The sequence below is a fragment of the Pedococcus aerophilus genome, from assembly GCF_039532215.1.
In the GTDB taxonomy this organism is placed as follows: Bacteria; Actinomycetota; Actinomycetes; order Actinomycetales; family Dermatophilaceae; genus Pedococcus; species Pedococcus aerophilus.
This window is the reverse complement of record NZ_BAAARN010000005.1, coordinates 309275-321723: the sequence shown is the minus strand read 5'-3', so window position 1 is coordinate 321723 and position 12449 is coordinate 309275. Positions and strand designations below refer to the sequence as shown.

General features: G+C 73.0%; 10 protein-coding genes. 3 read left to right on the top strand and 7 right to left on the bottom strand.

What is annotated here, in order from left to right; all coding sequences use genetic code 11:
• Nucleotides 1-28: 28 nt before the first annotated feature.
• Entirely contained in the window at nucleotides 29-3271 is a 3243-nt protein-coding gene (locus tag ABD286_RS18070) for a glycoside hydrolase (RefSeq protein WP_344196066.1), read from the top strand.
• A 42-nt stretch (nucleotides 3272-3313) separates the two neighbouring features.
• Nucleotides 3314-4516 (top strand): ROK family protein, encoded by a 1203-nt coding sequence (locus ABD286_RS18065; RefSeq protein WP_344196064.1) that lies wholly within the window; start codon nucleotides 3314-3316, stop codon nucleotides 4514-4516.
• On the opposite strand, the gene ABD286_RS18060 is transcribed toward ABD286_RS18065, so the two are convergent.
• Nucleotides 4513-5328: an RDD family protein gene (locus ABD286_RS18060; RefSeq protein ID WP_344196062.1), complete on the bottom strand. Its 816-nt coding sequence runs from the start codon at nucleotides 5326-5328 to the stop codon at nucleotides 4513-4515. The genes ABD286_RS18065 and ABD286_RS18060 overlap by 4 nt on opposite strands.
• 41 nt (nucleotides 5329-5369) lie before the next feature.
• Between ABD286_RS18060 and ABD286_RS18055 the strand changes: the two genes are divergently transcribed.
• The gene (locus ABD286_RS18055) at nucleotides 5370-6365 is read left to right on the top strand and encodes a stage II sporulation protein M (RefSeq protein WP_344196060.1); all 996 of its coding nucleotides are present in this window, start codon (nucleotides 5370-5372) and stop codon (nucleotides 6363-6365) included.
• A gap of 101 nt (nucleotides 6366-6466) precedes the next feature.
• On the opposite strand, the gene ABD286_RS18050 is transcribed toward ABD286_RS18055, so the two are convergent.
• Genes ABD286_RS18050 through ABD286_RS18025 form a run of 6 tightly spaced genes read right to left on the bottom strand, consistent with a single transcriptional unit; the run spans nucleotide 6467 to nucleotide 12350 of the window.
• Nucleotides 6467-6970: an AAA family ATPase gene (locus ABD286_RS18050; protein ID WP_344196058.1), complete on the bottom strand. Its 504-nt coding sequence runs from the start codon at nucleotides 6968-6970 to the stop codon at nucleotides 6467-6469.
• An 18-nt stretch (nucleotides 6971-6988) separates the two neighbouring features.
• On the bottom strand, nucleotides 6989-8281 hold the full coding sequence (locus ABD286_RS18045) for a DUF58 domain-containing protein (protein ID WP_344196056.1): 1293 nt from the start codon (nucleotides 8279-8281) through the stop codon (nucleotides 6989-6991).
• Between the two features lie 10 nt (nucleotides 8282-8291).
• A complete protein-coding gene (locus ABD286_RS18040) occupies nucleotides 8292-9314 on the bottom strand; it encodes an AAA family ATPase (protein WP_425565419.1) in 1023 nt (340 codons plus the stop codon).
• Nucleotides 9311-10489: a DUF4350 domain-containing protein gene (locus ABD286_RS18035; RefSeq protein ID WP_344196054.1), complete on the bottom strand. Its 1179-nt coding sequence runs from the start codon at nucleotides 10487-10489 to the stop codon at nucleotides 9311-9313. The genes ABD286_RS18040 and ABD286_RS18035 overlap by 4 nt, the downstream gene beginning before the upstream one ends.
• Entirely contained in the window at nucleotides 10486-11178 is a 693-nt protein-coding gene (locus ABD286_RS18030) for a DUF4129 domain-containing protein (protein ID WP_344196052.1), read from the bottom strand. Before ABD286_RS18030 ends, ABD286_RS18035 begins: the two co-directional genes overlap by 4 nt.
• Nucleotides 11175-12350 carry a glycerophosphoryl diester phosphodiesterase membrane domain-containing protein gene (locus ABD286_RS18025; RefSeq protein ID WP_344196050.1) on the bottom strand — a complete coding sequence of 392 codons (1176 nt, stop codon included), beginning with the start codon at nucleotides 12348-12350 and terminating at the stop codon, nucleotides 11175-11177. Before ABD286_RS18025 ends, ABD286_RS18030 begins: the two co-directional genes overlap by 4 nt.
• Nucleotides 12351-12449 lie beyond the last annotated feature (99 nt).

The following is a 12449-nucleotide window of genomic DNA, read 5'->3' as shown; positions in this document are numbered from 1 at the left end:
ACGACGACCCGGTGACGAGGGAGAGCAGATGTCCACCACTGCCCATCGCGGTCGGCTGACGCCGACCATCGCAGCCGTGGTGGCTGCGACCGTCCTGCCGCTGGGTGCCCTCGCGGGCACAGCGTCGGCTGCCCCGGCCGACGTCCCGGCGGCCCCGGCCGTCGACGCGCAGGACGCACCGCGCGTCGGGCCGGGCTCCGGAGCCGGCCCCGGCGTCGACATCCGGCTCGACCCGAGCTACCAGCAGCCCGAGTTCCAGGGCTGGGGGACCGCGCTGACGTGGTTCGCCAACGTCACGGGCGGCTGGCCCCAGGCCAAGAAGGCCGAGCTCGCCGATGCGCTGTTCGGCGAGGACGGGCTCCAGTTCACCATCGCCCGGTACAACATCGGCGGTGGCGACAGCCCCGAGACCCCCGCCTACATGCGTCCCGGTGCGGCGATCCCCGGCTTCTGGAACCGCCCGTCCTCGGTCGGCCCCGTGCCCGGCTCGACGCCCGACACTCCTCGGGACACCCGCAACTGGTGGGACCCGGCGAACCCGGCGCACTGGAACTGGGACGCGGACGCCAACCAGCGCTGGTGGCTCAAGGCGGCCAAGCAGCGCGGGGCGACGACGTTCGAGGCGTTCAGCAACTCCGCGCCGTACTTCATGACCGAGAGCGGCTACGCGTCGGGCAACTTCGACGGCAACAAGGACAACCTGCGGCCCGACCAGTACGACGAGTTCGCCACCTACCTGGCCAAGGTCGTCGACCACGTGGAGAAGGCCGACGGCATCGACTTCGACACCGTCTCGCCGGTCAACGAGCCGAACACCAACTACTGGCGCGCCAAGGGCGGCCAGGAGGGCAGCCACTGGGACCCCGCCAGCCAGGGCAAGATGGCCGTCGCGACGCGCGCGGCCCTGGACGCCGTGGGTTCCGACGCCGTGGTGGCCTCGCCCGACGAGACGAACCCGGGCACGTTCGTCCGGGACTGGGCCGGGTGGAACGCCGCGGCACGCGCAGCGGTCGGGCGCCTCAACGTGCACACCTACGGCACGGACGGCCGCGTCGCGCCCCGTGACCTCTCCAAGCTCAGCGGCAAGGACCTGTGGATGTCCGAGGTCGACCTCGGCCCCGGCGGCATCCCGCAGAACTTCGAGGACATGCGGCCCGGCCTCGCGCTCGCCGAGCGGATCAGCGAGGACGTCGCCCTGCTCGAGCCGCGCGCCTGGGTGACCTGGCAGTCGATCGAGAACTACCGCAACATGCTCCCCAGCGCGGAGAACCAGAACTGGGGCCTGATCCAGGTCGACTTCCTCACCGACACCCCCGGCGCCGAGCCGGTCCGCAAGAACAAGAAGTACTGGACCATGGCGCAGTACTCCCGCTTCATCAAGCCCGGCGACCACGTCATCCGCACCGACAACGCCGACACGGTCGCCGCCATCCGCCCGGACGACTCGAGCGCCACGGTGGTCTACACCAACGACTCCGACCAGGCCGTGCCCGTGCGCGTCGACCTGAGCGGTTTCGCCAAGGCCCGCAACGGGATGGCGCAGTCGGTGTCGACCAGTGCCGACCAGAACCTCGCCAAGGGTCGACCCGCCCAGGTCCGTGACGGCGTCCTCACCGCGATGGTCGAGCCGGGCTCGGTCACGACCTTCTCCATCGACGGCGTCTCCGGCGTCGACCCGGCCGGGGCGCTGCACGCGTCCAAGGGCGACAGCCTCGTCGTCAACCAGAACAGCGGCAAGGCCCTCACGCTCGCGGCGGACGGCACCTCGCTCGTGCAGCGGACCCCGAGCTCCGCGGACCCCAACCAGCGCTGGCGCGTCAGCAAGGCCACCAACGGCTGGTCCAACCGTGAGCAGTTCACCCTGGTCAACACCGCCACCGGCAAGGAGCTGACCACCACCTCGACCGGCGCGCTGCGCGCCATACCGGCGGCGGCCTCACCCGGTGATCGCTGGACCCTCTCGGTCACACCGGACGGGCGCACGACGTTCCTCAGCGGCACCACCGAGGCCGTGCTCGACGTGGGCGGCCAGTCCACGAGCGAGGGAGCCGCGGTCGGCCTCTGGACCCCCACCGCGGGCACCAACCAGCAGTGGTTCGTCCGCGGCGCGGACGTCACCGGCGTCGCGGCGCAGCGCGTCCTGACCACGCCCGGCACCGCTCCGGTCCTCCCGGGCACCGTGACGGTGACGTATGGCGACGGGCGCACGGAGTCGCGCGCCGTCACCTGGGCGCCGGTTCGCAAGGCGGACTACGCGAAGTCCGGTCGGTTCACGGTCAGCGGCGTGGTCGCCGGACTGGCCGAGCGCGCCTCGGCCACCGTCTTCGTCTCCGCGGTCACCGGGACCACCGTGGCGCCGGTCAAGGCAGCGGTCGGCGTCCTGCCGGTGCTCCCGGCCACCGTCACCGGGTCGCTGGCGATCGGTGGCACGCTTCCCCTCGACGTGGTGTGGGACGCGGTTCCGGCGTCTGCGGTCGCGCAGCCCGGGAAGGTCACCGTGCGCGGCGTCCTGACGGCGACCGGCGGCCCGACGTCGGTGACCGTGCAGGTCAACCCGGCGGCCCCGGCCAACCTCGCGCTCAACACCACCGGTGCCGCCTTCCCGAGGGCCACGGCGACCTTCACCGGGCAGTACGACAGCACCGCGGCCGTCCTCGACGGCGTCGTCTCGAGCCGGCGCTGGACCAACTGGGACCCGAACGCCTGGCGCCCGGCCGACACCCTCACGGTGGACCTGGGCGCGACGAAGACCGTCTCCTCGGTGCGCCTCGACTTCTTCGACGACCGTGGAGGCACGCGCCCGCCGGAGACCGCCGACCTCCAGCGCCAGGACCCGGCGACGGGTGACTGGGTCTCGCTCACGGGAGGGCCCGTCGCGGTCACCGACGGACAGGTCGTGCTCCAGAAGGCGTACGCAGGACAGCTCCAGCGCGTGCGGGTCGCCATGACCGCGCGGCCCGGGACCTGCATCGCCGTGGCGGAGTTCTCCGTCTTCGGGCCGGGCGCCTCGACGACCCCGGCGCGGGGGACCGACGCCACGCTGGAGTCGCTGTCGGTGGCCGGCAGGTCGGTCGCGGGCTTCGACCCGGCGACGCTCTCCTACGGCGTGGACGTCAAGGGTGAGGAGGTCCCGACGGTGGCGGCCGTGGCCCGGGACCCCTTCGCTACGGTGACGGTGACCACCCCGAAGGCCCTCCCCGGCGAGGCCCTCGTGGCGGTCGCCGCGGAGGACGGCTCCGCGACCACCACCTACCGCGTCGCCCTCCGGTGAGCACCTGAGGCGACCCGGCCGACGCGGGACGACAGGAGCACGATGGCGCCTCGCACGGCAGCCGACATCCGGCGCAGCAACCTCTTCCAGGTGCTGCGCCGGGTGTTCGCCGGTGCCCCGACGAGCCGGCAGGAGATCGTCGCGCAGAGCGGCCTGTCGATGGCCACGGTCGCCAGCATCGCCGCCGAGCTGCTCGATGCCGGCGTGCTGCTCGAGGTCGCTCCCACGACCCGCGGCAAGGGGCGCCCGCTCACTCGGCTCGCCCTCGACCCCGAGTACGGCAGCTTCGTCGGGGTGGACGTCGCCGAGACCTACCTGCACGTCACCCGGTACGACGCTGCACTCACCGAGGTCGCCTCGGTCCGCCGCGAGGTGGACGGCGAGGACGACCGGGTGCGCAGCCCCGAGGACCTCGAACGACACCTCACCGAGCTCCTTGCCGAGGTCGCGCCCGACCGCTCGACGGTGCGCGCCGTCGGCATCTCGGTGCCGGGCCTGGTCGACGACGAGACCGGGGTGTCCGTCTACGCGCCGAGCTGGGACTGGAGGGGCCTTCCCCTGCGTTCCACCCTCTCCGAGCGGTGGTCGCTCCCGGTGCACCTGGACAACCCGCTCAAGGCCCTCATGGTCAGCGAGCTCTGGCACGACCCGGGTGCCGCCGAGGCCAACTGGGCCGTCGTCAACCTGGGTACCGGCGTCGGAGCCGCCATCGCCGTCGCCGGTGAGCTCTACCGAGGGGCCTCCAACAGCGCAGGGGAATGGGGCCACACGACGGTGGCCGTAGAGGGGCGCCAATGTCGGTGCGGCGGAACGGGTTGCGTGGAGGCGTATGTCGGCGCGCCGGGTCTCGTCGCGTTCATCGACCAGGTGGCACCCGGTCACCCGTGGACCTCGCTCGGGGAGACGGCTGCCGTGCAGGGCCTGTCGGAGGGCGTGGCCTCGGGTGACGAGGTCGCGGAGCAGGTCGTCGCGGCGGCCGGTGCCTACCTCGGTGCCGGGCTGGCGAACCTGGTCAACACGGTGAACCCCGCACGCATCGTCTTCGCGGGCTGGGTCAGCGACCTGCTCGGCGACGCCCTCCTCGCGGCCGCCCGACCCGGCGTGGAGCACCAGGCCCTCGCCCGCCCCCTGCAGTCGGTGACGATGACCAGGCTGACGCGCCCCGGCAACGCGGTCGCGTTCGGTGCAGCGACGTTCGCCCTCGAGGCCTCGCTCTCGCAGGCGCACACGGAGGGCTCGCGCTAGGAGGTCGTGTCGGGTGGCAGGATCCGGGCGCGCAGGGCGTTCTCCCGCTCCAGCCGGGCGGCGTCGCGCGTCCGCCGCTCGGCCAGGACCGCCATGAGCACGTACTCCGCGTGGTTGCCCTCGGGAGGTGCCGGCGCGACATACGGACGGGTCTCCTCGAGCAGCCGCTGACCGAGCTGTTCACGCACCTCGGGGGTGAAGGAGGCGGCCCGCGCGACGAACTGGCGCAGCGCGACGGCGAGCTGGTCGGGCAGCGGTGCCACGTCGGCGGTCCGTGCCCACGCGGAGAGGTGCGGGGGCATCTGGGCCGGCGTCGGCAGGGCGATCTTGTGGCGGTCTCGCACGACGTAGGTGCCGGCGAGCAGGTCACCGAGGCGCTTGCCGCGCTGGGAGACCGCGGCGCAGATCAGCGCCGGCACCCCGGCGCAGGCGTAGACCTCTAGGACACCGATGAGGGCCCTGGTCACGGCCTGGCGGAACCCGATCGGGCCGGCGTCGTCGCGCACGGTCCGCAGCCCGATCGCGAGGTGACCCAAGGTCTTGCCGCGCGTCAGCGTCTCGATCGTCGTCGGCAGCACGACGAACGCCGAGATGACCATGACGGTGGCCACAGCCGCCTTGAGCGCGTCGTCGGCACCGCCGGTGAGCCAGTCGGCGAGGAACTGCAACCCGATGAAGACGGCGTACCCCACGACGAGGTCGATGAGGCCGGACGCGAGGCGCAGCCCGATGCCGGCGTGGGGGAGGTCGAGGGCGACCGCCTCGCCGGTGACGAGGTCGTCGGCACCGACCCCCACGGTGCTGCTGCTCATGTCGGCCACCCTAGCCGCGGGGCGACGCTAGGGTGGCCGATGTGGACCTGGACGCCTTCGTGGCAGCCCACCGGGGGGACTGGGAGCGGCTCGACGCGCTGACGCGGCAGCGGCGGCTCGACGGCGCCGAGGCCGACGAGATCCTCGACAGCTACCAGCGGGTGGCGACGCACCTGTCGATGATCCGCTCCACCGCGCCCGACGCGAGTCTGGTGGGGTACCTCTCGATGGTGTTGGCCCGCGCGCGGTCGCGCTCGGCCGGCACCCGTACGGCGTCGTGGTCGGACCTCGGGCGCTTCTTCGCGGTCTCGTTCCCGGCGGCGCTCTACCGGCTGCGGTGGTGGTGGATCGCGACGCTGGTCGTCAACGTCCTCGCCGCCGTCGTCATGGGCTGGTGGCTGCTCGACCACCCCCGCATCGAGTCGTCGATGGCCTCGCCGCAGGAGATCCAGCAGCTGGTGACCAACGACTTCGAGAGCTACTACAGCGAGTTCGCCGCGACGTCGTTCGCCCTGCGCGTGTGGACCAACAACTTCTGGCTGTCGGCCCTGTGCATCGCCCTCGGGGTGTTCTGCCTGCCTGTCGTCTACATGCTGTTCAGCAACGTGCTCAACCTCGCGGTCATCGGTTCGATCATGGTGCGGTACGACCGGGCCGGGCTCTTCTTCGGCCTCATCCTCCCGCACGGACTGCTCGAGCTCACCTGCCTGTTCCTGGCCGCGGGGGTGGGGTTGCGGCTGTTCTGGACGTGGGTCTCACCCGGGCCGCGGACGCGCGTGCAGGCGCTTGCGGAGGAGGGCCGCGCGGCCCTGGGCGTGGCGCTGGGCCTGGTCGTGCTGCTGCTCGTCACGGGGCTGATCGAAGCCTTCGTCACGCCGTCGGGACTGCCGACCTGGGCCCGCGTCGGCGTCGGCGTCGTGGTCGAGCTCGCCTTCTTCGCCTACGTGTTCACCGTCGGCCGGTGGGCCCACCACCGTGGCGAGACCGGCGACCTCGCCGAGGCCGACCGCGGTTACGCCGCGCCCGTCGCCGGCTGACCCACGGAGCGTATGGCGCGTCGGTGCGCCACGACGGCGCGCCGAGACAGCGCGTCACGACGGCGCATCACTTCGGTGCGCCGCGTCCCGCGTCGCCACCCTCACCAGTCGGCGTCGTCTCCCACGTGTCGGAGGATCTCGTCGACAACCTGAGCCAGCGGACGCTGGGTGCTGACCACCACGCCCGTGGAGGGGAGGTCCGTCCCGGTGCGGTGCAGTCGCAGGACCTGCTCCCGCTCCTGCGCCGTCGAGCCCCACTCCCCGTCGGGGCGCTGCCGGAGCCGTTCGACCAGGGTCTGCGCGTCGGTGTCGAGGACGAAGACGCCGTCGAACAGGTCGATGAACGCAGGGAAGTTGCGTGAGCCACCGCAGAAGAACGTGACCGGGTGGGTGTGATCGGCCACCAGCTGTCGCACGCGACCCACGTCCCAGATGTGGAACTCGTGGCTCGCGGTGTCGGTGGGCTCACCGGTCGCTGGATCACCCTGGTACGCCAGGACGCGGTCACCGTGCACGGCGTCGAAGCCGCGCCGCTCGAGCTCCTCGCACACGGTGGTCTTCCCCGTGCCGGAGACGCCCTCGACCAGGTAGTTGCGTGCGCCCACCGAAGCAGTATCCAGCGCTCAGAGCAGGCCGCGGGCCTTGAGCATCAGGTAGTGGTCGGCGAGCGCGACGGGCAGCTGCTCGGGGTCGGCGTCGAGCACGTCGACGCCGAGCCGGCCCAGGGCCGCCGCGGTCCGCTCGCGCAGGGCGACCGTGCGGGCCGCGGCAGCGGCGTCGTACACCTCGGTTGAGTCGCCGGTGCGGTCGAGCATGGCGGTGAGCGCAGGGTCGGCCACCGACGCGAGGACGACACGGTGCCGGGCGGCCAGGACGGCCAGCGGCGCCAGCAGCGACTCCTCGATCGCCGACGGCTCGAGCGGCGTGAGCAGCACGACCAGTCCGCGCTGCCGGCTGACGCGGGCGACCTCGGCAGCCAGCAGCGTCCAGTCGGCCTCGAGCAGCGCCGGCTCGAGGGGAGCCATCGCGGTGACGAGGTCACCCAGCAGGGTGGTGCGGCTGGAGCCGATGACCTTGCGGTGCACCCGGCGGTCGCCCGCGACGAGGTCGACCCGGTCACCGGCGCGCGAGGCGAGGGCCGCGAGGAGCAGCGCCGCGTCCATGGCGGCGTCGAGGCGTGGCACGTCGCCCACCCGTCCCGCAGACGTCCGGGACGTGTCGAGCACGAGGATGATGTGGCGGTCCTTCTCCGGCTGCCAGGTCCGCACCACCGTGGACCGACGGCGGGCGGTGGCTCGCCAGTCGATGCTGCGGACGTCGTCACCCTCGACGTAGTCGCGCAGGGAGTCGAACTCGGTGCCCTGTCCCCGGACCCGCACCGCCGAGCGCCCGTCGAGCTGACGGAGCCGGGCCAGGCGGGACGGCAGGTGCTTGCGGGACGTGAACGGCGGCAGGGCCCGCACGTGCCCGGGGACGACCACGGACTTCTGCCGTCCGGCCAGCCCGAGCGGCCCGAACCTGCGCACCGTGACGCGGTCGGCCTGCCGGTCACCGCGCCGGGTCGGCCGCAGCGGTGTGGTCACCGCGCGTCGCTCGCCCGGGGGCAGCGAGATCCGGTGGCGGTTCGTGCCGGCACCGGCAGAGGGCTGCCACGCATCCCGCACCCGCCCGCGGAACGTCCGGGTGCCGGGGTTGGCGACGAGCAGGGTGGTCGTCGTGGCATCGCCGAGCCGCACCTGGGCGGTGGGCACGCGGCTCAGCGAGAGCACGGCCGGCGACCCCGTGAGCAACAGGTCCAGGACCACGAGGACCACGCACGTCCCGATCCACAGCCAGACCGTGCCCGTCTGGGGTCGCACGAGCACAGGCACGGCTCCGGCGAGCACGAGCCCGAACAGGCGGCCGGTGACGATCACGGGAAATTCCTCAGCGGGGGACCGGGACGGAGCCGATGGCGGCGTCGAGCACCGACGAGACCGCGACCCCCTCGAGCTCGGCCTCGGGCCGCAGCGAGAGCCGGTGCGCCAGGGTCGCCTGGGCGAGCGACTTCACGTCGTCGGGCGTGACGAACGACCGCCCGTTGAGCCAGGCCCATGCGCGGCTCGTGGCCAGCAGCGCGGTGGCCCCGCGCGGGCTCACCCCGAGGGCGAGCGAGGGCGAGTTCCGCGTCGCCCGGGCGATGTCGACGATGTATGCCGTCACCTCGGGCGAGATCTGCACGTGTCGGACCTGCTCGGCGCCGGCCTCGATGTCGGCGGCGCTCGCGACCGCGCGCAGACCGGCGGCGGCGAGGTCGCGAGGGTCGAATCCCGAGGCGTGCCGGGTGATCACCGCGATCTCGTCCTCACGGGGCGGCAGCGGCATCGTCGCCTTGAGCAGGAAGCGGTCGAGCTGCGCCTCCGGCAGGGGGTAGGTGCCCTCGTACTCGACGGGGTTCTGCGTCGCGGCGACGAGGAACGGCCGCGGCAGAGCGCGCGGGGTGCCGTCGACCGACACCTGCCGCTCCTCCATCGCCTCGAGCAGCGAGGCCTGCGTCTTCGGGGGCGTGCGGTTGATCTCGTCGGCGAGCAGCAGGTTGGTGAAGACCGGTCCCTCACGGAAGGAGAACTCCGACGTCGCGTTGTCGTAGACCAAGGAGCCGGTGACGTCACCGGGCATGAGGTCGGGCGTGAACTGCACGCGCTTGGTCTGCACGTCGAGGGCGGCAGCGACGCTGCGCACGAGCAGCGTCTTGGCCACGCCGGGTACGCCCTCGAGGAGGATGTGCCCGCGGCACAGGAGGGCGATGAGGATGCCGGCCACGGCGGCGTCCTGGCCGACCACGGCCTTGCCGACCTCGGTGCGGACCGCCATGAGGGACGCGCGGGCCCGGTCATCGGCCGACGAGGCGGACGGCATGGTCGACGACTCCGAGGTGGGCGTCTGGTGGGGCTGGGGGTGCTCGGTCATGCGCGGCGCACTTCCTTCTCGAGGTCGGTCAGGTCGTTGGCGAGGGCGACCAGGGCCGCCTCGGTGGTCGGAGGTGGGTCGGTGAACAGGGCGACGACCGCTTGGGGGTCGCGTCCGGTGGCAGCGGCTGCTGCCCGGGCGACCGTCGCGGGGGCGGCGCCCAGCGGGAGGCCGAGGTAGGCGGCCAGCCGCTTGGCGGTGCGGGCCCGCAGGACGGTTCCCGCACGCTCGGTGTCGCGGGCCCGGCGGTACAGGCGGCCGCGGCTCTGGGTGGTCTCGATGGCCTTGACGACGGCGGGGAGGGGCTCGGTCACCAGCGGGCCGAACCGGCGCCCCCGCCACAGCATGAGCACCAGCAGCGCGAACACCGACAAGAACGTCAGCGGCCACAGCGCCTTGGGGATCTCCGAGGTCGGGGTGGTGTCCTCGTCGCTGATGTCCAGCGCCGAGGGGACGTACCAGACGACCCGGTCGCCGCGGCCGAGCAGGCGCAGCGCGATGCCCGCGTGGTCCTCCTCGGTGATCGTGCTGTTGGCGAACACGTCGCCGTTGCCCATGACGAGCACCTCGGGCTGCCCGGCGGCGGGTGGGACCGACACGAGCTCGAACGAGTCGGTGTGGCGGAAGCACGAGGTGGGTCCGGGTCCGGTCGGGACGTAGGTCCGCGGCGAGGGACGCACGCGGTCGCCGGTCGCGAGGCCGTCGATCGTGCAGCCGGCCGTCACGGTCTCGGGGGCGGCGGACTGTCCGCCCGTCTCCACCGGCAGGTCGAGGGCCAGCAGCAGGAAGCGGTCCGGTTGGACGAGCACGAGCCGGTCGGCGCCCGAGGCGTGCTCGGCCAGGGTGGCGGCGGTCTGGTCGGAGAGCTCCCCGGTGCGGGTGACCAGGACGGTGGTGCCGGCAGCCACGGGAGACTCGAGCAGGTCGTCCTCGCTGCGCACGACGTCCACCTCCACCCCGCGGTCGCGCAGGACGGAGGCGAGGGCCTGGGCACCTTCCCGCCCGGGGTTCTGCGGGTCGAGCGCCTCGCCCTGGTGGGCGTTGCGGCGGACGCCGAGGACGACGGCGGCCACGACCAGGGCGACCACCACCACGAGGACGACCGCCCACATCGCCCGGCGTCGCGCGGAGTTCCCGGAGGCGACCTCGGTGCGGTCCCAGACGTGCAGCGTCACGAGGGAGCCCCTGCGGGCTGTCGTCCCCGGTCGGCGGCCTCGCGCACGGGACGCGCGGCAGCCACCGCCCGCTCGAGCGCCAACAGCTGCTCGGCGGCCTCGCGCGTGGCCTCCTGGTCGCCGTACGCCACGGCGTCGAACCGGTCAGCGGCCACCCCGAGGTCCCGGGCCTGCGCCGGGAACGTCGTCGCGAGGCGGGCGGCGATCTCGTGCGCGGTCAACGACGGGGCGTCCTCGAGGACCGTGCGCTCGACGGCACCCGCTGCGACAGAGCGCAGGGCGTCGAGAACGCAGGCGTCGTACCGCTGCTCGGCCAGCGCCTTCTCCGCCCGCGCGCGGAACTGCGCCGCCGTGAGGCGCTCGTCGCCCAGGACGGCTTCAGGGCCTGTGCCGCGACGCCGCTCGGTGCGGCGCACGAAGCGCAAGGCATGGACGACCAGCGCCACCAGGGCGAGCGTGGCCAGCACGGCCACGATGGTCGGCACCGGGTCGGACGGGGCGTTGGCCCCGCTGAGCAGGTCGGTCAGCCACTCCTCGATCGCGTCCATCGCCCGCTGGAGCGGGTCACGGGTGTCGCGGTACGCAGGTTTGGCGAGCTCGTCGCGCAACCAGCTGCGGGCCTCGTCGTTGCCGGGGTCGAGGCGTGCGGGGACCGCAAGGAGGTGCGACAGCACCGCGGAACGACTCACCCCGCGACCCGTGACCCGGTCGCCGCGCGGATCAGGGCGAGGTCGAAGCCCTCCTTGCGGATCCGGGCGTCGGTGTAGAGGAGCGCGCTCACGGCGGCCAGGAACGGCTGGGCCAGCAGGGACGCGAGCAGCGACCCGATGATGGTGATGCCGAAGACGATGACGGCGAACGCGATCTCGCCACCCTGCCCGCTGACGGTCGAGGTGAAGGCCACCCCCAGGGCGACTCCGACGATCTGGAACCCGAACGCGAGGACCTGCTGGACGACGCCGACGATGAAGGACGCGACGAACAGCACGCCGAGGGTCCGCCAGAACCTGCCCGCCGTCAGGCCCCACGAGCGCCGCAGCGACTGCACCACGCCGAGCTCCTCGAGCACGAGCGCCGGAGTCGCCAGCGCCAGCCGGATCCCGACGTAGACCATCGCCACCGAAGCGGCCAGCACGGCGAAGATGCCCACTGCGCCAGCGAAGTTCGAGCCCTGGTCGAAAGCCACGATGCTCAGGGTGATGAGCCCGGCGAAGACGATGACCACGGGGATGAACAAGATGAGGCACAGGCCGACGAGCCGCAGGATCTTGCCGCGCGTGCGCCGCCAGGTCTCACCGATCGAGGGCTTGCGTCCCAGGACGGCCTCGCCGACGGGGTAGGAGAGCATCCCGGTGAGGGCCACGGCGGTGACGGCGCTCGCGACGTAGAGGAGGGTGAAGCCCCCGAGGGCGCCGACGGCCAGCAGGACGTCCGCCGCGTCGGACGAACCGATCTGGGTGACGACGAGGTAGCCCAGTGCCACGATCGCCGCCACGAACAGCAGGATCGCCAGCGAGGTGAGCAGCGCCAGGCCGAAGAACGTCTTCGGGTTGCGTCGCATGGCGGCGAAGGCGCCCTCGAGGATGTCGCCGAACCCCAACGGGCGCAAAGCGATGATGCCCGGCTTGTGGGCCGTGAGGGCGGTGCTCCAGTGGGGCACCGGAGCGCCCGTGGCCATCGGTGCGGGTGCACCGACAGGTGGTCCGTATGCCGCGGGCTCACCATTCGGGGGAGCCGACGGTGCCTGGCTGGGTGACGTCGGCATCGGCGTCGGGGCCGGGGCTGGGGTCGGTGCCGAACCCGGCGCGGCCCACCCGGTGGACGTGGGCGGTGGCACGGCTCCGCCGTCGGTGTCGCTCATGCGCGTGCTCGCCCCTCCCCGCGGTCGGCAGGTCCCACCCTGCGTGCTCGCCGAAACCTACCAAGTCGGACCCGTCGCCGTGCGCAGTTGACCCGGGTC